The 24631-nt window shown below is 71.8% G+C and carries 22 protein-coding genes and 2 pseudogenes; 10 read left to right on the top strand and 14 right to left on the bottom strand.

Translation table 11 applies throughout. From position 1 onward, the window contains the following. Window positions 1–16: 16 nt before the first annotated feature. Together A3IG_RS0112145 and pdhA are read right to left on the bottom strand one after the other, a co-directional pair. Window positions 17–991: an alpha-ketoacid dehydrogenase subunit beta gene (locus A3IG_RS0112145; protein WP_018383838.1), complete on the bottom strand. Its 975-nt coding sequence runs from the start codon at window positions 989–991 to the stop codon at window positions 17–19. Between the two features lie 2 nt (window positions 992–993). Then, entirely contained in the window at window positions 994–2196 is a 1203-nt protein-coding gene (pdhA, locus tag A3IG_RS0112150; RefSeq protein ID WP_018383839.1) for a pyruvate dehydrogenase (acetyl-transferring) E1 component subunit alpha, read from the bottom strand. Between the two features lie 335 nt (window positions 2197–2531). Here pdhA and A3IG_RS29480 point away from each other — a divergent pair, with 335 nt between their 5' ends. Further along, window positions 2532–3227, top strand: a complete 696-nt coding sequence (locus A3IG_RS29480; RefSeq protein WP_078500358.1) for a LuxR C-terminal-related transcriptional regulator — start codon at window positions 2532–2534, stop codon at window positions 3225–3227. A 134-nt stretch (window positions 3228–3361) separates the two neighbouring features. Next, the gene (locus tag A3IG_RS0112160; RefSeq protein WP_018383841.1) at window positions 3362–4420 is read left to right on the top strand and encodes a phosphotransferase enzyme family protein; all 1059 of its coding nucleotides are present in this window, start codon (window positions 3362–3364) and stop codon (window positions 4418–4420) included. 29 nt (window positions 4421–4449) lie between these two features. On the opposite strand, the gene A3IG_RS0112165 is transcribed toward A3IG_RS0112160, so the two are convergent. Then, complete coding sequence (locus tag A3IG_RS0112165) at window positions 4450–6039, bottom strand: protein kinase domain-containing protein (protein WP_018383842.1); 1590 nt, start codon at window positions 6037–6039, stop codon at window positions 4450–4452. A gap of 391 nt (window positions 6040–6430) precedes the next feature. Between A3IG_RS0112165 and A3IG_RS0112170 the strand changes: the two genes are divergently transcribed. Next, window positions 6431–8146: a protein kinase domain-containing protein gene (locus tag A3IG_RS0112170; RefSeq protein WP_026220188.1), complete on the top strand. Its 1716-nt coding sequence runs from the start codon at window positions 6431–6433 to the stop codon at window positions 8144–8146. Window positions 8147–8404: 258 nt separating this feature from the next. Beyond that, window positions 8405–9592, top strand: a complete 1188-nt coding sequence (locus A3IG_RS0112175) for a UDP-N-acetylglucosamine--N-acetylmuramyl-(pentapeptide) pyrophosphoryl-undecaprenol N-acetylglucosamine transferase (RefSeq protein WP_051087468.1) — start codon at window positions 8405–8407, stop codon at window positions 9590–9592. Window positions 9593–9609: 17 nt separating this feature from the next. On the opposite strand, the gene A3IG_RS0112180 is transcribed toward A3IG_RS0112175, so the two are convergent. The 4 genes from A3IG_RS0112180 to rfbB are packed head-to-tail and all read right to left on the bottom strand — an operon-like array spanning window position 9610 to window position 13164. Continuing rightward, a complete protein-coding gene (locus A3IG_RS0112180) occupies window positions 9610–10044 on the bottom strand; it encodes an arsenate reductase/protein-tyrosine-phosphatase family protein (protein ID WP_018383845.1) in 435 nt (144 codons plus the stop codon). Then, the gene (locus A3IG_RS0112185; RefSeq protein ID WP_018383846.1) at window positions 10041–11180 is read right to left on the bottom strand and encodes a DegT/DnrJ/EryC1/StrS family aminotransferase; all 1140 of its coding nucleotides are present in this window, start codon (window positions 11178–11180) and stop codon (window positions 10041–10043) included. Before A3IG_RS0112185 ends, A3IG_RS0112180 begins: the two co-directional genes overlap by 4 nt. Further along, window positions 11177–12142 carry an ATP-grasp domain-containing protein gene (locus A3IG_RS0112190; RefSeq protein ID WP_018383847.1) on the bottom strand — a complete coding sequence of 322 codons (966 nt, stop codon included), beginning with the start codon at window positions 12140–12142 and terminating at the stop codon, window positions 11177–11179. The genes A3IG_RS0112185 and A3IG_RS0112190 overlap by 4 nt, the downstream gene beginning before the upstream one ends. Before the next feature lie 5 nt (window positions 12143–12147). Then, complete coding sequence (rfbB, locus tag A3IG_RS0112195) at window positions 12148–13164, bottom strand: dTDP-glucose 4,6-dehydratase (protein WP_018383848.1); 1017 nt, start codon at window positions 13162–13164, stop codon at window positions 12148–12150. A gap of 260 nt (window positions 13165–13424) precedes the next feature. Between rfbB and A3IG_RS35170 the strand changes: the two are divergent. Further along, window positions 13425–13631 (top strand): annotated as a pseudogene (locus A3IG_RS35170) (helix-turn-helix domain-containing protein); the annotation flags it as partial. A 138-nt stretch (window positions 13632–13769) separates the two neighbouring features. After that, on the top strand, window positions 13770–14807 hold the full coding sequence (locus A3IG_RS0112200) for an XRE family transcriptional regulator (RefSeq protein WP_236719265.1): 1038 nt from the start codon (window positions 13770–13772) through the stop codon (window positions 14805–14807). Window positions 14808–14999: 192 nt separating this feature from the next. On the opposite strand, the gene A3IG_RS0112205 is transcribed toward A3IG_RS0112200, so the two are convergent. Continuing rightward, window positions 15000–16178 (bottom strand): TDT family transporter, encoded by a 1179-nt coding sequence (locus A3IG_RS0112205; protein ID WP_018383850.1) that lies wholly within the window; start codon window positions 16176–16178, stop codon window positions 15000–15002. 72 nt (window positions 16179–16250) lie between these two features. Between A3IG_RS0112205 and A3IG_RS0112210 the strand changes: the two genes are divergently transcribed. Next, window positions 16251–17216, top strand: a complete 966-nt coding sequence (locus A3IG_RS0112210) for a LysR family transcriptional regulator (protein WP_018383851.1) — start codon at window positions 16251–16253, stop codon at window positions 17214–17216. Window positions 17217–17283: 67 nt separating this feature from the next. Here A3IG_RS0112210 and A3IG_RS0112215 read toward each other — a convergent pair whose 3' ends face one another. From A3IG_RS0112215 to A3IG_RS0112235, 5 genes are all read right to left on the bottom strand, one after another. Then, complete coding sequence (locus A3IG_RS0112215; protein ID WP_026220190.1) at window positions 17284–17832, bottom strand: bacterial proteasome activator family protein; 549 nt, start codon at window positions 17830–17832, stop codon at window positions 17284–17286. A 374-nt stretch (window positions 17833–18206) separates the two neighbouring features. After that, on the bottom strand, window positions 18207–18716 hold the full coding sequence (locus tag A3IG_RS34205; RefSeq protein WP_026220191.1) for a hypothetical protein: 510 nt from the start codon (window positions 18714–18716) through the stop codon (window positions 18207–18209). A gap of 229 nt (window positions 18717–18945) precedes the next feature. Then, window positions 18946–19911: an NAD(P)H-quinone oxidoreductase gene (locus A3IG_RS0112225; protein ID WP_026220192.1), complete on the bottom strand. Its 966-nt coding sequence runs from the start codon at window positions 19909–19911 to the stop codon at window positions 18946–18948. Between the two features lie 9 nt (window positions 19912–19920). Beyond that, on the bottom strand, window positions 19921–20835 hold the full coding sequence (locus tag A3IG_RS0112230; RefSeq protein ID WP_018383854.1) for an NAD(P)-dependent oxidoreductase: 915 nt from the start codon (window positions 20833–20835) through the stop codon (window positions 19921–19923). Window positions 20836–21119: 284 nt separating this feature from the next. Continuing rightward, window positions 21120–21689: a TetR/AcrR family transcriptional regulator gene (locus A3IG_RS0112235; RefSeq protein WP_018383855.1), complete on the bottom strand. Its 570-nt coding sequence runs from the start codon at window positions 21687–21689 to the stop codon at window positions 21120–21122. A gap of 103 nt (window positions 21690–21792) precedes the next feature. On the opposite strand from A3IG_RS0112235, the gene A3IG_RS0112240 reads away from it, so the two are divergent. The 3 genes from A3IG_RS0112240 (at window position 21793) to A3IG_RS0112250 (ending at window position 24261) form a co-directional block, all read left to right on the top strand. Further along, window positions 21793–22698: an alpha/beta hydrolase family protein gene (locus tag A3IG_RS0112240; protein WP_018383856.1), complete on the top strand. Its 906-nt coding sequence runs from the start codon at window positions 21793–21795 to the stop codon at window positions 22696–22698. Between the two features lie 330 nt (window positions 22699–23028). After that, a complete protein-coding gene (locus tag A3IG_RS0112245) occupies window positions 23029–23592 on the top strand; it encodes a TetR/AcrR family transcriptional regulator (protein WP_040911333.1) in 564 nt (187 codons plus the stop codon). Between the two features lie 93 nt (window positions 23593–23685). After that, window positions 23686–24261 (top strand): 3'-5' exonuclease, encoded by a 576-nt coding sequence (locus tag A3IG_RS0112250; RefSeq protein ID WP_018383858.1) that lies wholly within the window; start codon window positions 23686–23688, stop codon window positions 24259–24261. Between the two features lie 250 nt (window positions 24262–24511). Here A3IG_RS0112250 and A3IG_RS35180 read toward each other — a convergent pair. Beyond that, window positions 24512–24631: pseudogene (locus tag A3IG_RS35180) on the bottom strand (VOC family protein); the annotation flags it as partial.

Below are 24631 nucleotides of genomic sequence, written 5' to 3' on the forward strand. Positions count from 1 at the left end.
TCTCCTCGATCCACGATCAGTACGCCAACGCGCGGTCGACGGCGTCCAGTACCCGGTCCAGGTCGGGCAGGTACTCGTCCTCCAGCCGGGACGGCGGGTAGGGCGCGTGGAAACCGCCCACCCGGAGCACCGGTGACTGGAGGTGGTAGAAGCAGCGCTCGGTGATCCGGGCCGCGATCTCGGCACCGAGGCCGAGGAACACCGGAGCCTCGTGCGCCACCACCAGGCGCCCGGTCCGCTCCACCGACGCCTGGAGGGTGTCGAAGTCGAGCGGGGACAGCGAGCGCAGGTCAACGACCTCGACGCTGTGCCCGTCCTCGGCCGCGGCGGTCGCCGCCTCCAGCGCCACCTTGACCAGCGGCCCGTAGGTGGCGATGGTCAGGTCACTGCCCTCGGCCACCACCCGGGCCGCGTGCAGCGGGTCCGGGATGGCGTCGGCGTTGACCTCACCCTTGTCGTAGTACCTGGCCTTGGGCTCGAAGAAGAGCACCGGGTCGTCGCTCTGGATCGCCTGCTGGAGCATCCAGTAGGCGTCCGCGGAGTTGGCCGGGGTGACCACCTTCAGTCCCGCGGTGTGGGCGAAGTACGCCTCGGGGGACTCGCTGTGGTGTTCGACGGCGCCGATGCCGCCGCCGTAGGGAACCCGCACCACCACGGGCAGCTTCACCTTGCCCAGGGAACGGGCGTGCATCTTGGCGAGCTGGGTGACGATCTGGTCGAAGGCGGGGAAGATGAAGCCGTCGAACTGGATCTCGGCGACCGGGCGGTAGCCGCGCAGCGCGAGGCCGATGGCGGTGCCGATGATCCCGGACTCGGCGAGCGGGGTGTCGATCACCCGGTCGTCCCCGAAGTCCTTCTGCAAACCGTCGGTGACCCGGAAGACCCCGCCGAGCTTGCCGACGTCCTCACCCATGATCACGACCTTGGGGTCGTTCTCCAGGGCGGTGCGCAGCGAGGCGTTGATGGCCTTGACAATGGGCATGGCGGTCATGGTCAGTGCCCCTCGGAGTCGACGAACGAGGACTGGTACTCGGCGAACGCGGCACGCTCCTCGTCGACGAGCGCATGGCCGTCGGCGTAGATGTGCTCGAACATCTCCATGGCGCCCGGGTCCGGCATGCTGCGCACGCCCTCCCTGACGCGCTTGGCCAAGGCGTCGCTCTCCTTCTCCACGGCGTCGAAGAACGCCTGGTCGGCCGCGTCGAGATCGGTGAGGTGGGTACGCAACCGGGTGATCGGGTCCTTGAGCCGCCAGGCCGCCAGGTCACTGTCGTGGCGGTAGCGGGTGGGGTCGTCCGAGGTGGTGTGGGCGCCCATCCGGTAGGTGAACGCCTCGATCAGCATCGGGCCGTTGCCGGAGCGCACGTGCTCCAGGGCCGCACGGGTGACGGCCATCACGGCGAGCACGTCGTTGCCGTCCACCCGCACCCCGGGGAAGCCGAAGCCGCCGGCCCGCTGGTACAGCGGGACCCTGGTCTGCCGGTCGGTCGGCTCGGAGATCGCCCACTGGTTGTTCTGGCAGAAGAAGATCACCGGCGCGTTGTAGACGGCGGCGAAGGTGAACGCCTCGTTGACGTCTCCCTGGCTGGAGGCGCCGTCACCGAAATAGGCGATGACCGCGGAGTCCGCTCCGTCCTTCTGCACCCCCATGGCGTAGCCGGTGGCGTGCAGGGTCTGGGAGCCGATGACGATGGTGTAGAGGTGGAAGTTGTTCTGGTTGGGGTCCCAGCCGCCGTGGTTCACCCCCCGGAACATCCCGCACAGGTTCAGCGGGTCGACACCGCGGCACCAGGCCACCCCGTGCTCCCGGTACGTCGGGAACACGTAGTCGTCGTCGCGCAGCGCTCGACCCGACCCGATCTGTGCGGCCTCCTGGCCGAGCAGGGACGCCCACAGGCCCAGCTCGCCCTGGCGTTGCAGGGCCGCGGCCTCACCGTCGAAACGCCTGGTCAGGACCATGTCCCGGTACAGTCCGCGCAGCTCGTCGGAGGTCAGGTCGATCGAGTACTCCGGGTGCGAGACGCGCTTGCCCTCGGGCGTCAGCAACTGGACGATCTCCGGCTTCGCCGGAGCGTTGCGGGCAGCGCGCGCTCCCCTGGTCTTGGTGCTGCCGCTGGTCTTGGTGCTGCCGCGGGCGGCGGCCTTCTTGGCGGCACCTGGCGCCTTACGGGCCCCCGCCGTGCTTTCGACGGTCACGTTCACTCCTCGGTCTGTCCGGCCCCCGGGGTCTCCGACGGCCTGCCGGTTCGCCCGGTGCCGCCGAGTCCGCACGGGGTGGGTGCGGCTGACCCCTCCACCTGATGGCTGGCGGAGGGAGGCTCCGGGTGTGACAGCGCGTCCCGGTGACGAGCCTGCACGACGAACGTTACCCATGGGGCGCGCAGAGGCGCGAAGGGCTCCGTTCACCCCCGTTTACTAGGGAATCCGAGGATGTGTCGCCGTGGTGCGGCCACCGGGACAACGGCACGGTATCCCGAGCGGCCGACCTGCGTAAGAGCCTTCGACCGGCGATCGTGTGCGATTCTGTGCCGGTGGGAGAAAACGGGCGCATCACTGTTTTCCTACTAGAAGATCAAGAAGTGGTACGCCGGGGCCTCCACCGGCTGTTCGCCGGTGCGGCGGGGATCGAGGTCGTCGGCGAGGCCACCACCGGGTCCGCGGCCCTGGCCCGCATCCCCCTGGTCCGCCCGGACGTCGCCGTCCTCACCATGTCCCCGCCGGACGTCAGCGGGGCCGAGGTCTGCCGCGGGGTCCGGCTCGCCCGGCCGGAGGTGGCCTGTCTGGTGCTCGCTCCCTACCTCGACGACGAGGCCCTGCTGGAGGCGATCCGGGCGGGGGCGGTCGGCTGTGTGCTCCGGGGAATCCGGGACGCGGACCTGCTGGACGCGGTGCGCCGGGTGGCGGCGGGGGAGTGGCTGCTGGACGCGGCGTGGACCGCGCACGCCGTCCGGCGGCTGTGCCCGCGGGACTCCGGGGCGCCGGCCGGGGACGGCGGGGGACGACCGCCGGGGTTGACCGAACGTGAGCGCCGCATCCTGGTCCTGCTCGGCGACGGCCTGTCCAACCGGGAGATCGGCGAGCGTCTCGGCCTGGCCGAGAAGACGGTGAAGAACTACGTGTCCGGGCTCCTCGCCAAGCTGGGGATGGCCCGGCGCACCCAGGCCGCGGTCTATGCCGCCCGGATGAATCTCCCGCACTCCCCCACCGACGGGTCCGACGTGCCCTGACCTCCGCTGGCGCCCCCTTGCCGGGCGGCCCGGGCGGGCACGGACACCGGGACCGGTGGGGGAGCCGGACGGGGCGCACTCCTCCATGGCAGAGTGCGCCGGTTGTGCGCCCCCGCGTGAACTAGCATCTGCCCGTGACTCACTGTCAGGCAACGGCGCCGACACGGAGTCTGCTCGACGCCCTGCTGCGTCGGTACGGCGCCGGCGCCCCGCTCTCCTGCCAACCGGTGGCCGAGGGTCTGCTGAACCGGGGTTACCGGCTGTGCACGACCAGCGGCGAGTTCTTCCTCAAGCACTACCTGGACGCCGACGAGGCATCCATCGCCCACCAGCACCAGGCCACCGTCCGGCTGGACGAGCTCGGCGTGCCCGTCGCCCCCCCGCTCGCCGACGAGCGGGGACGCACCGTCGCGGTCTTCGAGGAGCGCCGCTTCGGCCTCTACCCGTGGGTGCACGGGCGCCACCGGAACGGCACGGAGCTCAGCGCGGACCAGGCCGCCCGGCTCGGAGCCCTGCTCGGCCTGGTGCACACCTCGCTCGCCGAGGTCCAGGACACCGGAACGAGTGACCCCGAACCGCCCGTGCCGGGCCGGCCCCGGACCTCCAGGTACGCCGCCGCGGACCCCGACGACACCGACGCCCTCATCGGCGAGCTGCTCGAACTGGTCCGCAGGCAGTCCCCCCGGGACGCCTTCGACGACCTCGCCGAGCGGAGGCTGCTGGAGCGCAGGGCGCTGCTCGACCGACTGGCGCACCGACGCCCCAGGGACGGCTCCCAGCCGGAGGTGGGCTGGGTGCACGGCGACTTCCACCCCCTGAACCTGCTCTACCGCGGCTCGGAGCCGGTGGCGATCCTGGACTGGGACCGGCTCGCCGAGCAGCCGCGGGCCGAGGAGGCGGTGCGCGCCGCGGCCATCTTCTTCCTGGAGTCAGAACCCAGCGAGGGCGAACTCGACCTGGCCAAGGTGCGCCGTTACGCCCGGGCCTACCGGCAGGCGGCCGGGGTGTCGCCACAGGAGCTCGGCGCCGCGGTCCACCGGGTGTGGTGGGAACGGCTGAACGACTTCTGGACGCTGCGCTGGCGCTACCAGCACCTCGACCGCAGGGCCGACCCGCTGTTCCCCTCCACCGCGGCGCTCGTGGTGTGGTGGACGCGCGAGTACGAGGCGGTGCTCGAGGCGTTCACGGCCTGACCCCGGAGCCGGCTCCGGCCCGGGGCCCGTCAGCCCTGCTGGCCCGTGGTCTCGCCGGTGCCGGCGTCCGTACCCCCGACGTCGGTGCCCTCGACGGTGCCCGCAGAGGTGTCGTCGGTGCCGGTGTCCGTGGGGGTCGGGTCCCCCGTCGGGTCCGTCGGGGGATCCGACCCGTCCGGCGGCGGGGTGGTGGTCTGGGTCGAGGTCTCCCCGCCGGTGGGCTCGCTGGTCTCCGTCGAGGTGTGGTCCCAGCTCGGTGTGGAGTCGGTGGTCGGGTCGTAGGTCTCCGGCTCCGTCCAGGTGTCGCCGCCCTCGTCGCCCCCGGTGGGGTCGTCCGGGGTGCTCTCCTGCTCGGGGGAGGCCTTCGGCTTCTTGCCCGGGTTCTGGGGCGCCTCGCTGGTGGTCCGCTTCGGGCTGCCGCTCGGTTCGTCGTCGAGCGAGCCCTTGATCGCGGCGAAGACGCCCACGCTGATCGCGAGCACGGCCACCACCGCGACCAGCACCACCCTGCGCCCCCGCCGGCGGGGCTGGTGGTCACCGCCGTCGGGCGGCCCGATCAGCAACGGGGGCCCCAGCGGTCCGTCCTCGGGCGGGACGACCGCCATCGTCGTCGCCAGCGGGGTGCCCATCGGCGGGGTGGTGGGCCCGCTGTGACCGGTGGCCCAGGTGCCGGTGTGGCCGCCCTCGCTGGAGAGCATCCGCAGCGCGTACTGGATCTCGCCGGACATCTCCTCGGCGCTCTGGTAACGGTCGTCCGGCTCCTTGGCCAGCGCCCGCAGCACCAGGCCGTCCAGCTCCGGGGGCACCCGCTCGCTGATCTCCGACGGAGCCGCCGGAGGGTCCTGGACGTGCTGGTAGACCACCGAGAGGGGCGTCTCGCCGACGAACGGCGGACGCAGCGCGAGCAGCTCGTAGAGCATGCAGCCGGTGGCGTAGAGGTCGCTGCGGGCGTCCACGGCCCGGCCCAGCGCCTGCTCGGGGGAGAGGTACTGCGGGGTGCCCATGACCATCCCGGTCTGGGTCATGGTGCTTCCCGCCGCGTGCAGGGCCCGGGCGATGCCGAAGTCCATCACCTTCACCGCGCCCTCGTTGGTGATGATGACGTTCGCCGGCTTGATGTCCCGGTGCACGATGCCGCGCTGGTGGCTGTAGCTGAGCGCGGCCAGCACCCCCGAGACGATGGCCAGGGCCTGCTCCAACGGCGGGGCCTCGGCGTTCAGCAGCAGCTCGCGGATGGTGCGCCCCTCGACGAGCTCCATCACGATGAACGGCACCGTCTGGCCGTTGTCGAGCTGGTCCTCGCCGGAGTCGTAGACCGCGACCACCGCGTGGTGGTTGAGCCCGGCCACCGACTGGGCCTCGCGGGTGAAACGCGCCTTGGCCACCGTGTCGGCCGCGAGGTCGGCGCGCAGCAGCTTGACCGCCACGGTGCGGCCGAGGCGGACGTCCTCCGCCGCGAACACCTCGGCCATCCCGCCACGGCCCAGCCTGCGGGTCAGGCGGTAACGGCCCTCGCCCACCTTGCCGTTGTTGCCCCACTGGTCGGGCCCGTCCTGCGGGCCCTCTCCACCGGTGGGTCGATCGGGCCCGGAGCCCCCATCGGCGTGCGTGGGTGCCATTAGTCCTCGCCGTCGCTCTCCGGCTCGTACACGGTCGTCTCTCCCTCAGCACGCTACCGCTTCGGGAATGGCAGCGAGACCAGTCACTACGGATGGAACGGGCGGTACCCCACGATTTCCGGCACCCGCAAGCGCCTTCCCCCCGCCGCTCGCGGGACGCCGGGGCCCCGCGGGGGCGCACTCAAATTCCTTGGAAACAAAGAGGAACAGCGCACTCGGACACACGGTCTGTGGCGCGTTCATCGCAATCCGATAACCGTGGTGGCGGGGTATTGGGCATCCGGTGACGGAACGGTCAAGCAACTTGACGTGTCAGGGCGCTAGGGCAGACTTGGCGGGCAGAGCCAGACACGAGAGTAAGGTGCGCGGTGCGCCGAGGGGGATCCATCAGATGAGCGGGGACGGCGCACGGAACGGCGGTGCTGGGGGGCATTCGGTCGGCAACGGCCGGTACGAACTCCAACACCTCCTGGGCCAAGGGGGAATGGCATCGGTCCACCTGGCCTACGACACGGTGCTCGACCGGCGAGTCGCGGTGAAGACCCTGCACACGGAGCTCGGCCGTGAGGCGTCCTTCCGTGAACGTTTCCGGCGCGAGGCCCAGGCCGTCGCCAAACTCAACCACACCAACATCGTCTCCGTCTTCGACTCCGGCGAGGACAGCATCGACGGTGCCGCGGTGCCGTACATCGTCATGGAGTACGTCGAGGGCAAACCGCTGCGCGACGTGCTGGACGAGGACATAGCCCGGCACGGGGCCATGCCCACCGAGAAGGCCCTGAGCATCACCGCCGACGTGCTGGCCGCGCTCGAGGCCAGCCACGAGATGGGCCTGGTGCACCGGGACATCAAGCCGGGCAACGTGATGATCACCGCCCGCGGTGTGGTCAAGGTCATGGACTTCGGCATCGCCCGGGCCCTCCAGTCCGGGGTCACCTCGATGACCCAGACCGGCATGGTGGTCGGCACCCCCCAGTACCTCTCCCCCGAGCAGGCCCTGGGCCGCGGCGTGGACGCCAGGTCCGACCTGTACTCGGTCGGCTGCATGCTGTTCGAGCTGCTCACCGGCCGCCTGCCCTTCGACGGGGACTCCCCGTTGGCGATCGCGTACCAGCACGTCCAGGAGGAGCCGCCGGCGCCCTCGTCGATCAACCAGGCGGTACCGCCCGCGGTGGACGCGCTGGTGGCCCGGTCGCTCCGGAAGAACCCGGCGGAGCGCTTCCCCACCGCCGAGGCCATGCGCGACGAGGCCAGGCGGGTCAACCACAGCGGGAACACCGGCAACACACCGCTGATCATCAGTGAGGGCCCGCGGGCCCACGGTGCCGGCCAGGCCGTCTCCTCGGCGGTCTTCCCCCCGGTCTCCGGTGGCCTGCCGGGCCCGCAGGGCTCGGTCCAGACCCCGTACCAGCCCACGCCCCCGCCGCCGTTCGGCCCGCAGACGCCCCCGCCGGCGCCGATGCCCCACCAGACGCCGACGCCCGCACCGATGGGCATGGGCGGGTACCCGACACCGGTCCACCAGCCGGGCCCCGGCACCCCGCCGCCGTTCAACACCCAGCCGCCACCCGGGCACGGTCGGCCGCCGAACGGCGGGCGCAGCAACTCCGGGGTGGTCATCGGCGTCGTCGCGGCCGTGCTGGCGCTGCTGGTGGTGGTGATCGTCGTGATATCCACCCGCGGTGACTCGAACGACCAGGCCGACGACGAACCGACCGACACCTGGAGCAGTACCACCAACCCCATCGACGACCCGACCGACGAGCCCACGGACGACCCCACCGACGAACCGACCGACGACCCCACGGACGACCCGACCGACGACACCCCGAGCGTCAAGCCCGGCAACCCGTACAAGCAGGTCAAGGCGTCGGAGTGCACCAAGCCCACCGAGATCGGTGGAAAGATCATGATCCCCAGCTTCGTCGGTGCGGACATCGACGAGGTCCAGGAGTGCGCCGAGGCGGCGGACTGGGAGCTGGTGGAGAAGAAGGAGAACGAGACCCTCTACGGCGAGGGCGTCGTGGTGGACCAGGACCCCAAGATCGAGTTCGTGCCCCCGAACAACGTCAAGATCGACGTCTGGGTCTCGACCGGCCACGACTAAGTTGCATGAATCCAGCGACCTTGCGGGACGTCACCCGCAGTTGCTGTGGTCGGCCCGCAAGGGAGAGAGTGGCAGCCCGGGTCTTGTGCCGAATCCTCGTGCTCGCTGCCGATCTGACACAACGACAAGGACAGGGCAGCAGGTCAAGCAATCACTGACCGCAACGGTGCCGTCTGGACTCTCGTCTAGTGTGATGCGGAACACATACGTCCGCGGGCGGCTCTTGACTGCGTAGATCGCCCTGAAGGTAGGAATACCATGGCTACCCCTAGTTATAACCGTATTGCCGCGAAGCTGACCTTTCGCCTGATTGTGTCTGGCGGCGGAACTGGGGGCCACACCTACCCGGCGCTCACCGCGGTCCGGGCGTTGCAGGCGCGACTGGCGGTCGAAGGCCGCGCGCTTGACGTCCTCTGGATCGGGACCCCCGAGGGGTTGGAGGCCCGCGTCGCCCCGGCCGAAGGCATCGCCTTCACGACGGTCGCGACGGGCAAGATCCGCCGGGCCGCGAACCCTCTCAAGATGGTGTCCCCGGCGAACGTCCGGGACATGGCGCGGGTGCCGCTGGGTGTCGCCCAGGCGCGGAAGACGATCAGCGGCTTCCGGCCGGACGTCGTGCTGGCGACCGGCGGATACGTCGCCGTCCCGGCCGGTCTCGCCGCCCGGCTGTGCAAGCGCCCGCTCGTGTTGCACGAGCAGACCGTTCGGCTTGGACTGGCGAACCGGAAACTGGCTGGGTCGGCGGCGCGCATCGCCGTGTCATCGGAGTCGACGCTGCCGCTCCTTCCGGAGGCCGTACGGTCCGCGGCAGTCGTCACGGGAAACCCGGTGCGGCCCGAGATCCTCAGCGGGCACGCGGACAAGGCGGTCGCCGCGCTCGGACTGACGGGATTCGACCGGCGGCTTCCGACGCTCTACGTCACCGGCGGTGCCCAGGGCGCCCAACAGATCAACGATGTCGTGCGGGATGCACTGCCGTGGCTGCTGGAACGCGCCAACGTGGTGCACCAGTGCGGGCCGGCGAACGTTGAGGGGCTGCGCGCCAGCGCAGCGGCGCTCCCACCCGGGATCGGGGGCCGGTACTACCTCACCGGGTTCGTCGGCGCGGAGCTTCCCGACGTCCTAGCACTCGCCGATGTCGTGGTCTCCCGCAGTGGTGCCGGCACCCTCGCGGAGCTCACCGCCCTGGGCAAGCCCGCGGTCTTCGTGCCGCTCGCCTCCTCGGCTGGGAACGAGCAGGCGCACAACGCCCGGCATCTGGAGGATGCGGGCGCGGCAGTTGCCCTGGAGGGAGACGTCACCGCGGACCGGCTCCGGGACGCTCTCGGGCCGCTCCTCACCGACCCGGCGCGCCGTGCGGAGATGGCAGAGGTGTGCCGGGCGCACGGACGGCCAGACGCGGCGGACAGGCTCGTGGACGTGCTGCTTTCCGCCGCGTCCGGCTGACCCCGCCGGTCGGGGGTCTACGGAAGATTTCGGGGCGCGCCGTCCTCAATGAGACGGACGACGTCGGCGAAGGCCGCCGGCTCCTTCCCCCACGGGTCGGGGACGTCCCGGTCCTCCAGGTAGGGGCCGAGCGTCGTCCCGGTCACCTCGCCGGCGAGGGCCCGCACCACAGCGAGGATGCCGGCGTCCATCGCAAGGACGATGTCCGCCCACTCCAGCAGTCCGCGGTTGAGGTGCACGCCGCGGTGCGCGGTGAGGTCGTAGCCGGCGGCCGCTGCGGCGTGCACCATCTGGGTGTGTGCGGGGTGGCCGACCCACTTGTCCCGGGTGCCGGCCGAACGGACCTCAACAGCCCGGCCACCGAGTTCACCAAGAACGAGCGCCGCGACCGGTGAGCGGCAGTGGTTGCCGAGGCACACGGTCAGCAGGCGCCGCGGCCGGGCGCCGCTCACCGCCCCGCCCCCATGGTGAGGGCACGGCGGAGCTCGCTGACGGCGTGTTCGGCGTCAGCCTCCGTGAGGTGCTGGTGGAACGGTAGGGTCATGATCTGCCGGCCCAGTGCCTCGGTGACCGGCAGCGGGCGGTGCCACTCGGCGAACGCCGGTTGTGTGTGGTTCGGCGGGTAGTGCGCGCCGACGCCGATACCGCGTTCCCGGAGCGTGCGGAACACGCGGTCACGGCGGCCGTCGAAGATGCGGACGGCACACATCGGTGGGACCGTCTGGTCTACGTCGGCGTCAACCAGGGCGATGCCGTCGATACCCTCCAGAGCGGCGGCGTACGCGCGCCAGAGGCCGCTGCGCCGGGTCTGCGCCTCAGCGAAGTGACGGAGCTGCACGAGCCCGATCGCGGCATTAAGCGCCGACATCTGCACGCGCATCCCGAACCCGTCCACCGTGTATGTCGTCGCCTCCGCACGGTGGGCCGCGGACTCCACGATGCCGAGGCTACGCAGCCGCCGGCAGATGTCGGCCTCCAGCGGCGTACGGGGCACGACCATGCCGCCCAGCCCGCACGTGAGGTTCTTGATCGGGCCGAAGGAGAAGCATGTCACGACGCCGGTCGCGCCGACCCTGCCCTCTCCCTGCCAGGAACCGAACGCCTGGGCGGCGTCCTCGATCACAGCGACGCCCTGCTCGTCCAGCGCGGGGCGGGCCGGGGTGAGGTCAACGGCCCGGCCGCTGTAGAGGACCGGCAGCACAGCGCGGGTGTGCGGGGTGAGAGCGGCCAGCACTTCGGTGGGCTCGACGCACCCGGTACGGGGATTGACCTCGATGAACCGCGGCCGGGCACCCGTAGCGAGGATCGCCTGGACGGTGGCGCAGAAGGTGAAGGAGGGCACCAGGACCTCGTGCCCCGGGCCCACGCCGGCGGCGAGCAGACCGACGTGGATTGCCGCTGTGCCGGAGGCGACCGCGACAGTGTCCGGCACGCCGAGGAACGCGGCGATCTCCTGCTCGAACTGATCCGTTACCGTGCTGTGGTTGTACTGGCCGACGCGTAGCACCTCAATGAGAGCGGCCACCTCGCCACCGTAGAGGTACGGGCGCGCGTTCCGCGCGACGTCCGGGGATACGGTGTGGCTCATTGCTTCGTCCCTTCGCTGGTGGTCAGCGTCTCGACGTACTTCGTGAGGGTGACGTCCGGGTTGTACGTGAGCCGGCCATGATCGATGTCCTGGCGGAAGAGGCCGCGGAGGTACTGCCCGATGTAATCCGCGCCTGCCGCGACGGAGGCGGGGAATCCTCCGCCGACCCGGGCGTTCGCCTCGGTGATGACGACCCGCTGCGGCCCGTCCTCCCGGATGAACCCCTGCACGCAGCACGCTCCGGTGATGCCGGTCGCGGAGAGGGCGGCGAGGGTGCACTGCTCCACCTCGCGGTCGCTGAAGGTGCGCGAGACGACGGCGAGGCCGCCCTTGACCAGAAGCCGGTACCGGAGGATCACGGAGGCCCGGCCGGCGCGGTCCACGAGGCAGTCCGCGGTGAACTCCCGCCCGCGGACGTACTCCTGCACGATCGGCGCCGGGGTGAGCTCGCACAGCACATTGGCCTGCTCCCGCGTGCGGCACACCTGTACGCCCTTTCCGCCTTGGCCGTGCCGCGGCTTGACGACGAGGGGCCCATCCGGCGCGCGCTCGAGTTCGTCCGGGAGGACGGTGCGCGGGGTCGGCACACCGTGCTCGGTGAGCACCGCGGCGAACCGTGCTTTGTCACCGCACGCCGTGACCGCGTTCCGGCCGGGGAGCCACGTCGTGACGCCGAGGTCCGCCAGCGGCCGGCGAAGCCCGATGAGCCGCGGGAGCTCCCGCTCGACGGTCGAGAGGACGGCATCAGGTCGGGACTTCGCGCAGAGGCGGAGGATGCCGGCGCAGTACGCGGCGTCCGTCGCCGGCGGGAGGACGTGTGCGGTGACTTCCGGAAGGAGGAGCCCGGCCGCGTACGGGTCCGCGTCGGCCGCGAGCACCTTGTAACCGAGCCGCTGGACGGAGCGGGCGAGGTCGAAGCCGGGAGCGCCGCCGACTCCGGTGACGAGGATGCGCCTCGGCACGGCGGTCACCGCCCAGCCAGGGCAGCGGTGAAAACGCGCAGGGCGGGGGCGGCCTGCGGGGTCCGCACGAGGGGCATCCACCAGTCGGGGTTGCGCCGGTACCAGTCGGCGGTCTCGGCGAGGCCCTCGTCCAGGTCCCGTTCCGGCTGGTAGCCGACGTGCTGTGCGGCCTTGCTCCAGTCGATCGAGTACCGGATGTCATTCGCCTGCCGGTCCGGGATGTACTCGACGCTCTCCCAGGTCGCGCCGCAGATGTGCAGGATGTGCTCGGTGAGGTCCCGGCTGGTGAGGTCGGTGCCGCCGCCGAGGTTGTAGACCTCCCCCGGGGTGCCCCCGCGCAGGACGGCCTCGACGCCGGCGCAGTTGTCTTCGACGTGGAGCCAGTTGCGGACGTGCTCGCCGCGTCCGTGCAGGGTGGCCTTCTCCCCTTTGAGGAGCCGCGTGATGAACAGGGGAATGATCTTCTCGGGGTGCTGGCGCGCACCGTAGTTGTTCGAGGAACGGGTCACGCAGACCGGCACGCCGTGAGTCTGGTAATACGAGAGGGCGATGAGGTCGCTCGCGGCCTTGGACGCGGCGTAGGGGACGGACGGCCGAAGTGGGGACTCCTCCGTCGCGGTGCCCTTGGGCACCGGCCCGTAGACCTCATCCGTCGAGACGTGCACGAAGCGCTCGATGCCGTGACGCGTCGCGGCATCGAGGAGGGTCTGCGTGCCGTGCACGTTCGTCGTGATGAAGGCGCCGGCCGCGTGGAACGACCGATCGACGTGGGACTCGGCGGCGAAGTGGACCACCGCCGTGTGCCGACTCATGAGGTCATCCACGAGGGCGGTGTCGAGGATGTTGCCGCGGACGAACCGCAGCTTTGGGCTGAGGAACGCCACGCCCAGGTTCTCGATGTGTCCTGCGTACGTGAGAGCGTCGAGAACGGTCACCTCGGCGACATCGTCTGCATTCAGGATTCGCTTGACGAAGTGGGAACCGATGAATCCTGCACCACCGGTGACCAGGATTTTCTCCATGGAAGCACCCCCTTCCTTGCCGCTGGGTACCGTCCCTGCGGCCCTTTGGATCACGCCCATCGCACACACCTCCTTGCAGAGTGGCGGCCCGCGGTCTGGCGGGCCGACTGCCCTTTGAGGACACCGCGCCGGCAGTTCCGAAGGCAGGGGCGCTTGCGGCGAACGCAAAGCCGTTTGCACCTGCTGCAAATCGCCTGTGCCGGCCCGCTGGACATCGCTACGGTGAGGGCGACACACCCTCGGTCACGGGCAGGGACGGTATGGGCGCGGTCAGAGGACGGGAATTACCCGCGGCGGCTGAGCCCCCCGGTAAGCTGATTCGCCGCACGCGCATAAAGCAGGGCCTGACGTTGGCCCAGCTTGGCGCGCTGACCGGCTACTCCGCTGCGCAGGTCTCCCGGTACGAGCGCGGCGTCTCGGCACTGACGGACACGGTCGTGTTGCGGCGCTTCGCCGACGCTCTCGACATCCCGCTTCAGGCGTTTGGCCTTACTGCTCAGCCAGATGTTCGACATGGGCACGCGATCGGCCCAGCCACGGCCTACCCCCGCTTTCCTAGCCCTAGGCTGGCAGGAGGGACTCGGGAGGATGGTGAAGGTCCGGTGATGCGCAGGCAGTTGCTTGCGAATCTCGCGGTCTCGGCTGCCGCGGCTGTCGGCGCCCCGATGTTGCCCACTGGTAAGACGCCGGACCAGGGCTTCGCCGTCGGCGAGGTCCTGGTCGCCCGTGTGAGGGATGCCATGCTCGGCCTCCATGCCAATGTCGCCGTGCCGTCGGCGGCGGTCCTGCGCGCGGACCTGGACCGCGCCTTCACCGACTTCCACACTTGCGCGTATGGCAGCCTGGCCGTACGTCTGCCCCGGATCCTTTGCGCCGGCCACGCACGCGCTGCCTCGGGGGCGGAGCACGGCGCATTTCTGGCCCGGAGCTACCTGCTCGTCACGCGCATGCTGATCAAACTCGACGAGCAGCAGCTCGGCTGGATGGCCGCGGACCGCGCACGCCAAACCGCCGAAGCCAGCGGTGACCCTCTGCTAACCGCTGAAGCCGCCCGCCAGCTCGCCGTCCTTGCTCGCAAGGCCGGCTGGTACGAGCAGGGGATGTCCATCGCCCTGAACGCAGCCGACCACCCTGGCCTGCGCACCTGCCATCCGACGCACGCGGCCGAACGCGGGCTGCTGGTCCAGTGCGCGGCGTACACCGCCGCCCGTGCCGGTGACGTATCAGGAATGCGCGAGTTGACCGACGAAGCCGCCGCAATCGCCTCCGAACGCGGAGGCACCACGCTGCTGCACGACCACGGTGGCGGCTTCAGCCCCACCACCGTCCAACTTCACCGCATCTCTGCCGAGAACTCCGCAGGCGACCCCTCCGCGGCCCTCGCCGCAGCTCAAACTGTGGCCCCGCACAAGTTGCCCACCACTGAACGCCGTGCCCGTTACTACACCGATGTCGCCTCCGCGCTCGGGCGATGGGGGCGCAGGGATGAGTGCATTCGCACACTCCTGATCGCCGAGCACCATGCCCCTGAAGAAACCCACGCCCGGCCCGCGGTGAAATCCCTGGTCTCCGGGCTGCTCGTTTCTGGGCGCACCACAGCGGAACTGCGCGGCCTCGCCGCCCGCGTTGGCGTCCTCACCTGACCTCCCGTCCGGTGTCGGCACGCCAGGACAGCAGTACCGCCCACCCTGGACGAGCCCTTCCGAGTACTGTCAGTGGTCGTAGGCGGTCAGTGAACGGCTGACCGCCTGGCCGGTCCGGAAGCGGTGCCACATCGCAGCAGCCAGTGTCAGCTCGCGCGAGCAAGCCGGACGCCGGGCCCCGGACAGGGGACGTCACCTCCCGACTGTGGACCGGCCCGCCGGGAGGAACAGGCCGCCCCGCAGGCATCCCCGCGCTGTGCGCACCGCCACGGTGGCCCAGGCGAGCACCAGGAACCCGTACAGCGCGACCGCGGCCCAGGTCAGCGCGTCCGAGTCCAGCCGTGTGGCCAGGGCACTGGTGCCGGTGACGCAGGTGCCGACGGGGAACGTGAAGCTCCACCAGGTCAACGCGAACGGCAGGTGCCTGCGTGCGGAGCGCACCGTCAACGCCCCGGCCAGGGCCATCCACACCATCGCGAAACCCCAGGTCGGCACCCCGTACAGGAAACCGAACGCGTCCGCGGCCGCGGCCTGGCGCTCGGACAGGGCCAGCGGGGCGACGGAGCCGAGCACGTTGACCGCGGTGACCGACTGCCCCAGCGGGCCCAGCACGATCCACAGCGTGGGCACCATCGCCGCCGGGCCGATCCCGTGGTGCACCAGGCGCCCCCACACCTGGACGATGATGACGAGGCTGGCGAAGAGGCTGACGCCGAACATGGCGTAGCACCCCAGCACCAGGGTGAGCCGCCCCTGCCCCGGCGGCAGGTGGGGCAGCAGGGCGGGCCCGGTGGCCGCTGAGACCATCGGCGGCACCACCGGCATCAGCCACCCCGCGAACGCGGAGTCCGCGGCGACCCGGTGCCCGGTGATCACCCGGTAGGGAATCCACACCGCGGTCACCAGGCCCAGGGCGGTACCCGCCGACCACAGCACCACGTCGGTCCACAGCGCGAGGGACTCCCCCAACCAGTCCTCGCCCAGCGACAGGGCACCGGCTCCCACGGTCATCAGCGCCATCGCCGGGGCACCCCAGAAGTGCGCCATCACCGGGTGGTCGGCGTGCGCCCTGGCCCGGTCCCGGTGCCGTAGCCAGTGCACCGCCCAGGCGGCGGCGAGCCCGACGAGCACCAACGCAGCCAGTGCCCAGACCACGGTGGCCGCGGTGCGCAGCCCCGCGGGGTGCACGGGAAGGGTGGCCGCCGCGGTCGCCACGATCCCGGTGCCCATCACCGAGGTGAACCAGTTCGGCCCGAGGTCCCGGAACAGGTCGGAGGGCCGGTCGAGTTCGGGCAGCAGCCAGCGGCGGTCTCCGGGTCGTGGAGCGGTTCGGGTGCGGGCGGCGGGGGACGGAGTCGTGGCGGAGGTCATGCGCCTCACGGTCGCTCCGTCCCCTCGTCCCGCGGTAGGGAGCAATCCGGGATGACCCCATAGACTCGCTTTATGTACCTGCCCAGCCGCGTGAGCGACCTGGCGCCGTTCGACCTGCTGCTCTCGGTCGCCAAACTGGGCAGTGTGGGTGCCGCCGCCCGGGCACACGGCATCACCCAGCCGGCGGCGAGCTCCCGCATCAGGCATCTGGAACGACGGCTGGGAATCCAACTGCTGGAGCGTTCACCCAGGGGTTCCCGGCTCACCGACCGGGGCGCGCTCGTCGCTGACTGGGCCCGTACCGCGATCGACGCGGCCGCCGCCCTCGAGGCCGGCGTCACCTCACTGGCGCGCACGGCGGAGACCCGGCTCCCGGTGGCCGCGAGCCTCACCGTCGCCGAGTACCTGCTGCCGCACTGGCTGGCCCGCTTCCACGACTCCGGGTCGGGGACCACGGTCGCCCTGACCACGGGGAACTCCGACGAGGTGGCCGAGGCGGTGCTGGCCGGCACCGCCCGGATCGGGTTCGTCGAGGGCCCCGGCGTGCCGCGGGGCCTCACCGCGCACCGGGTGGCGAGCGACCGGCTGACGGTGATCGCGCACCCCGACCACCCGTGGTCCCGCCGCGGGGGTGCCGGCATCACCCCGGCCGACCTCGCCAGGACCCCGCTGGTGAGCCGGGAACACGGTTCCGGCACCCGGCTGTTCCTGGAGCGCGCGCTGCGCGACCACACCGAGATCCCGCTGGCCGCCCCGCTGCTGGAGCTCTCCTCCACCACCGCGATCAAGACGGCGGTGGCCGAGGGCGTGGCGCCGGCCGTGCTCAGCTCGCTCGCCGTCGAGCACGAGGTGTCCGCCGGCACGGTCGTGGCGGTACCGGTGCCCGGCCTCGACCTCGCCCGGACCCTGCGGGCCGTGCACCGCACCGGTCAGCAGTTCACCGGCGCCGCCCTCGACCTGGTCACCATCGCCCGGCGCTCGGCGGCCCCGGTCAGCGGGCCGACCACCAGCGGGCGGCCCGCTGACCGGAGCCGCTGACCGGACCGGCGCGCACCGGGTCCACCGGCGCCCGCCCACCACCAGCGGGTGGTGCCGGCACGAACGCCTACAGGTACGGGCCCGAGCGGTGGTGCTGGGCTTCGTCGGCCTGGTGCTCCGGCCCGCCGACCCCGGGGGGCAGGGCCCTGCGCATCTGCTCGAGCTGGGCCCTGGCGGCCATCTGCTGGGCGAACAGCGCCGTCTGGATGCCGTGGAACAGGCCTTCCAGCCAGCCCACCAACTGGGCCTGGGCGATCCTCAGCTCGGCCTCGCTGGGCACGGTGTCCTCGGTGAACGGCAACGACAGCCGTTCCAGCTCCTCCACGAGCTCGGGCGCCAGGCCCTGCTCCAGCTCCTTGACCGAACTGGCGTGGATCTCCTTCAACCGGGCCCGGCTGGCCTCGTCCAGGGGGGCGGCCCTGACCTCCTCGAGCAGTTGTTTGATCATGCTGCCGATGCGCATGACCTTGGCTGGCTGCTCGACCATCTCGGTGACCGGTGTCTCCCGGGACTCCTCGTCCTCGCCGTTGTCGGCGCCGCCGAGCGCCATGCCGTCGGGGCCGACGACGAGGATCTGCTGGCTCTCCGGTGAGCGTTCGTTGCTCGGCATACTCATGTGCTCATTCTCCAACACGGGTGCTGTCTGTGTGGTGCCCCCTCCCTCCGCGCCTCGAACGCCCCGGCACCGTCCCCGTCCCCGGAAGGCCGGCGGGGCCCCGTGCCGGGACCGCCGCCGCGCCCGGCGGTGCGTCCACCGTCGCCAGCGTGTTCAGGTTGGCCGCCGGCGATGGTCAGCGAGGTGGACTTGCCGGAGCCGGAGGGTCCCGTCACGGCGACGGGTTCGCCGGCGGGGCGGGGGGAGCGCGCGGGACTCGGCGAACCGGGTCAGCCGCGTCTCGCAGTGGTCGAGCCAGCGCACCTCGGCCTCCGCCTGGAAGACCCCTCCCTTCGGCACCGGGACCCACACCCCAGATGCGGTGCCGCTTCGGATCAGGCACGACGCAGGTGGATGGCGACCAGGGCGGCGCCGAACCCGACCAGGGTCAGCCCGGCGCCCAGGGGGAGCAGGGCCGCGTTCCCCCGGGTGGGCTTCGGTGGGGGTTCCGGGCGCCCCGGCCCCACCTCACCACCCGTCCCCCGGTCCTCTTCCTCGTCGTCCGCGCCCCGCCCCTCGCGCTCCCCGCCCTCGGCCGGCTCCGCCTCCTGCCCGCCATCGCCCCCCGAAGCCTCCCCCACGTCCCCGTACTCCCCGCCCCAGCAGCACTCCCCTTCCCAGAACCCCTCCTCCACCCAGGGCTCGCCCCCCTCCCAGGACTCCCCTATCTCCCAGGAGTCCTCGCCCTCCGCGCCACCCTCGTCCCCGTCCGCCCCGTCCCCTTCCACCTCGCCGGCGGGCACGGCCCGGACGGTGGGCACGGCGCCGGCGGTGGGCACGGCGCCGGCGGTGGGCACGGCGCCGGCGGTCAACGGGTCCACCGCCGCGCCGGTCGTCGTGCGCACCGGCCAAGGAGGGGGAGACGGGTCCGCCGCCGCGGGGGGACCGGGGGCGAGGGCCAGCAGCGCACCCGCCAGGAGGAAACCCGCGGACCACGAGGGGCACCACCGTGCCCGGGGGAGGAGCACGGTCCCAGACTCGCACAACTCGACAAATCAGGCATTTCGCTAGGCTCCCCTGGCCCGCCGCACCCGCCCACGGGGCGGACCCGGTGCCGGCCCGCCCCGCCGGACCTCACGCCCGAAGCACGATCTTCCCGATGTGCTCGCTGCTCTCCATCAACCGGTGGGCGTCGGTGGCCTCCGCCATGGGGTACACCCGGTCAACCACCGGGCGGACCGTACCCGCCTCGAGCAGCGGCCAGACGTGTTCGCGCACCGCCGCCACGATCGCGGCCTTCTCGACCAGTGGCCGGCTCCGCAGGCTCGTGGCGATGACGGCCCCGCGCTTGGCGAGCAGCTTGCCGAGGTTCAGCTCGCCCTTCGCCCCGCCCTGGAGGCCGATGACGACCAGCCGGCCGTTCACCGCCAGCGCGTCCACGTTCCGGGCCAGGTACTTCGCGCCGACCACGTCCAGGATGACGTCGGCGCCCTGCCGGCCGAGCTCCTCGACGAAGTCCTGCTCGCGGTAGTTGACCACCGCGTCGGCACCGAGGTCCCGGCAGGCCGACAGCTTCCTGGGGCTGCCCGCCGTCGCCACGACCCTGGCACCGACGGCCTTGCCGAGCTGGACGGCCATCGTTCCGATGCCGCTCGAACCGCCGTGGACCAGCAGCGTCTCCCCCGGCCGCAGGTGGGCGATCTGGAACACGTTCGACCACACCGTCGAGGTGACCTCGGGCAGCGCGGCGGCCGTGAGCAGGTCAACGCCCCGCGGCACGGGAAGGAGTTGGCCGATGGGGGCGACGACCTTCTCCGCGTAGGCCCCGCCGGCGAGCAGGGCGCACACCTCGTCGCCCACCGCCCAGCCGTCCACACCGGGACCGACCTTCGCGATCCGCCCCGAACACTCGAGCCCCGGATGGGCGGGCGCGCCGGGCGGGGGGTCGTAGTGGCCCTGTCGCTGGAGGACATCGGCGCGGTTCACCCCCGCGCCGACCACATCGACCAGGACCTCGCCCTCCCCGGGGGCGGGGTCGGGCACCTCCTCCCACACCAGCGCTTCGGGACCGCCGGGCCGGGGAATCGTCATCGCACGCATGGCCAGACGCTACCGGGGCTGCTCCCCGCGGGGGCCCGACGCCGTCCGGACACGGTCGGTGCGGCTCTCCAACGCGTGCAGGACCGCAACCATGTCCGACCGGCCGTGCCCGAGGGCGACCGTCTCGTCGAAGAGGGCGTGGCAGACGTCCAGCAGCGGGGAGGCGACGTCAGCCTTCCTGGCAGCGGCAGCGATCAACTGGTTGTTCTTCAGGACGTCCGCGACGGCCGCCTGGACGGCGAAGTCCCGGGCCAGCAACTTGGCGGCCTTGGTCCGGGAGACGTCACTGGCCATGGGGCCGGCGGCGAGCACGTCCAGGAACTGCTGCCGGTCCAGGCCGTGGCGGTCGGCGAAGTGGAAGGACTCGGTGAACCCGGTGACCATGGTGATCAGGAACAGGTTCACCGCCAGTTTCATCAGCAGCGCGTTGGGAGCGGGGCCGCAGACGAACGTCTGGTGGCACATCGGCCGGAGCAGGGGCCGCACCGTCTCCACCGCGTGGGGCTCCCCGGCCAGCATCGCCACCAGCCGCCCCGCCTCGGCGGGTGTGCGGGAGCCGGAGACGGGGGCCTCGACGTAGCTGCCCCCGGCGGCGTGGACGTCGCTGGCGAGCCCGCGGGAGTACTCGGGGGAGGTCGTCCCCATGTGGACCACCACGTGGTCCGCGACGGTGGCGGCGAAGTCCGGTGTGCCGCGCCCCAGGGTGGAGTCGATCGCGGCGCCGTCCGCCATCATCATGAGCACCACCCGTGCTCGTTCGAACACCTCGGGCGCGCACGACGCCACCTCGGCCCCGGCCGCGCGCACCGGCTCGGTCCTCGCGGGGGTCCGGTTCCAGACGACGAGCGGGGTCCCGGCCCGCGCCAGGTTGCGAGCCATGGGCTGTCCCATCACGCCGAGGCCGAGGAATCCCACCGTCACCACGCACCACCGTTCCCGTCGCCGTGCCCGCCGAGCACGCGCGCCACTATGACAGCGGTCATAATACGGAGTCATGTCGAGTGTCATAACTCCCGTGCGCGGATTCGTGGGGTCGAGGAACGTCGGAACGAAACGACCTGCGGCGACGTCGGACGCGCGGGCGCCCTCCGGGGGCAGCCGCTACCAGTCGGCGGGCGGTGGATGCGGCCGTAGTCCACGCCGTGACTCTGCGCAGTGGACGGAGACCGGCGTGGCGGGTGCGGGCGGCACGGGCGCCGGGCCTGTCGTCATGCCGTGTTGCGGCATCCGGCGAGGAGGAGGGCGACCACGCACTTGGCGTCGGCCTGGTCGTAGTCGGGACCGGTGATGCAGAGGTTTCCGATGGCGCGCATGAGCGTGTAGGCGGTCACACCGGGGCGAAGTTCGCCGGCGGCGGCGCAGGCGTCCAGCAGCGTCGCGCAGGCCGGGACCAGGGTGTCGAGCATGAGGGCGTGGAGGTTCTCCAGCCCCGGATCTCCGGACCCCAGCGCCGCGCCGAGGCCGTGCTTGGTCACGAGGAAGTCCACGAACGCGTCCGTCCACAGGGTCAGCGCGGTGAACGGCGAGGCGGACTCCTCAAGGAGCCGGGGCGCGAGAGCGGCGCAGGCGTCGATCTGGTGCCGGTAGACGGCGGTGACCAGGTCCGCGCGGGTCGGGAAGTTCCGGTAGACCGTGCCGACACCGACGCCGGCGCGTTCGGCTATGTCACGGACGGGCGCCTGGACGCCCTGCTCGACGAAGACCGCCGCGGCAGCCTCCAGCACGCCGCTGCGGGTGCGCTGCGCCTGTGCTTGGCGTACCCCGACCGGCTCCGGCACGGATGGCTCCCTTTGCTCGCGGAACAATGTTCCGCTAAATTGGCGGAACGTCGCTCCGCCAAAGTATGACAGAGCCGCTCCGCAGAGAAAGCGCAGGTCTCCCATGGCTTCCCGCCCCCTCGGCCAGATCGTCTCGGTCAAGCCCATCCCCGTTCCCGCACCTGGCCGCGGCATCGACCTGAAGGTGAAGGTCACCGCCCCCCGGTCGGGCCAGCACCTGCCCGTGATCGTCTTCTCTCACGGCAACGCGTGGTCCCTGGACGGGTACGAGCCCCTCGTCGCCCGGTGGGCCGCCGCCGGATTCGTCGTGGTGCAGCCCACCCACCTGGACTCCCGCCGCAACGCCATCGGCTGGAACGACCCGCGCTTCGCCACCATCTGGCGCGTGCGGATAGCCGATCTCCACGCGATCCTCGACAACCTTGGCGACGTCCTGGCCCGGGCCGACCTGGAGACCCGCGTCGACCGTGAGCGCATCGCCGTGGTCGGCCACTCCTGGGGCGCCCAGACCGCGGGCGCCATCCTCGGTGCCCGCGTACTCGACGCCGACGGCGTTCCCGGCGAGGACTTCACCCACTCCGCGGTGTCGGCCGGCGCGCTGATCGCCGCGGCCGGAACCGGCGACACCCTCACCCCGTTCGCCGCCGAGAACCTCCCGTTCATGAAGCCGGACTTCTCCACCATGGCCACCCCGGCCCTGGTCATCGCGGGCGGCAAGGACCAGTCGCAGCTCTCCACCCGGGGGCCGGAGTGGTTCACCGACGCCTACCACCTCAGCCCGGCCCCCAAGAGCCTGCTCACCATCGCCGAGGCCGAGCACACCATGGGCGGCATCGCCGGCGAAGGTGTCGCCGAGACCACCGACGAGGACCCCGCCCGCGTCGTCCTCCTCGCCGACGCGATCTCCGCCTACCTCCGCGCGGCCCTCGGCGTCGACGACGCCGAGTGGACCGCCCTCCGCCGCACCACCGAGGACGGCGACGGAACGTGGAGCATCGCCAGCAAGTGAGCCCGGCCCGACAGTCGGGGGACGCCCGGCGCCGAACGGTCGAGCAGAGGAACGCCCCGGTCTGACCGCCTCGACACACTGACGGCCCTCTTCCTCCCCGCCTGCCTCGCGGCAGGTGCCCGAAGCCACGGCTCGGGGGCCGATTCGTGCCACGGGACGACGACCGGCCAGGACCGTGGACCCACCCCACGTCGATACGCTGGTCGGGTCGCCGGGCGACGGTCCGCCCCTCCCGTCCCCCGGCCCGTCCGCCTGGTCCGTCGGTTCGGTAGGAGGTCGTTGGTGGCGGGTGCCGAACGGGAACCCCGCGAGCGCGGACCCCGCGAACGGATGGTCTTCAGCGCCGCCCAGCTCATCCGGCGTCAGGGCGTCACCGCAACCGGCATGCGCGACGTCGCCGAACACGCCGGGGCGCCACGGGGGTCACTCCAGCACTACTTCCCCGGCGGCAAGGAACAGTTGGTCAACGAGGCCGTGGACTGGGCCGGTCGCTACGCCGGCACACGCGTCGCCCGCTTCCTCGGCGAGCTGACCGACCCGACCCCGAGCGGCCTGTTCTCCGCGATGGTGCGCCAGTGGACCGACGAGTACACCGGGGAGGGGTTCACCAAGGGGTGCCCCGTCGCCGCCGCGACGGTGGACTGGGCCGACTCCACCGACTCCACCAGGGCCGCCGCCGCGGCGGCGTTCGCCCGCTGGAGCGGCGAGGTGGCCCAGGCACTGACCGGGATGGGTGTGCCGGCCGAGCGCGCCGAGCCGCTCGCCACGCTGATGATCAGCGCGCTGGAAGGAGCGATCGTGCTCGCCAGGGCCGAGCGCGACGTGCGTGCGCTGACCACCGTGGCCCGCGAGTTGGGGCCGGTCCTCGACGCCTGCGTCACCCGGCGGAACTGACCTCCCCACCCCGCCCGGGAACAGACCCGACCAGGTCCGACCGGCGGGAAATCCGGGTGCCGGGCGGGCGGTGGACTCCCTAGGCTCGGGACCGTGGAGGACACCGAACTGCTGTTGAACGTCGTCGATGTGGAAGCGACCTGCTGGCAGGGACAACCGCCGCCCGGGGCGGTCAGCGAGATCATTGAGATCGGGCTGACCGTGGTGGACCTGAGGGCGCGGGAACGGGTCGGCCGGCACCGCGTCCTGGTGCGGCCGACGCGGTCCCGGGTCAGTGCCTTCTGCACCGAGCTGACGGGGCTGACCCAGGACGAGGTGGACACCGGCGTCAGTTTCGCCGAGGCCTGCCGGTGGTTGGCGACCGAACACCGGGCGGGGGCACGCCCCTGGGCCAGTTGGGGCGACTACGACCGCAACCAGTTCACCCGGCAGTGCCAGGCCACCGGCGTCACCTACCCGTTCGGCCACCGGCACACCAACGCCAAGAAGGTCTTCACCGAGGCCCACCACCTGCCCAAGCGCCCGGGGATGGCCGGTGCCCTGCGGTTGGCCGGGTTGCCCCTGGAGGGGCGCCACCACAGCGGCGAGGACGACGCGTGGAACATCGCCGCGCTGGTGGTCCGTCTGCTCCAGCAGGGGGCCTGGCCGGGGCCCACGACCGGCACCTGACGGCACCTGACCGGCCCGGGCGCCGGCCCCCGGGAGCCGCCCCGCAGCGCCCCCGGCCGGGCCCGCCCGCAGCCGCGCTAGGGACTGTCTGATAAGTAGCGCCGTCCGCTCGGAGGGCGGGGGTCGCGGCGTCTGGTGCGTGCGATCGCAAGGCGGAGGGTCGTCCTCGTACTGGGCGTACATGGACGATCCCGACAACGCAGCGAGCGTGCCAGGCGTCACGACCCAGGCGGGATTTATCAGACAGGCCCTAGGACCCGCCGAGGTCGGGAATGGTGAGGGAGCCGTCGTCGGCGAGCGGGAAGCCGGGGTTGTGGGCGATCTCCCAGGGGTGGCCGTCGGGGTCCACGAAGACACCGGCGTAGCCGCC

This window comes from Wenjunlia vitaminophila DSM 41686, from assembly GCF_000380165.1.
Classification (GTDB): Bacteria; Actinomycetota; Actinomycetes; order Streptomycetales; family Streptomycetaceae; genus Wenjunlia; species Wenjunlia vitaminophila.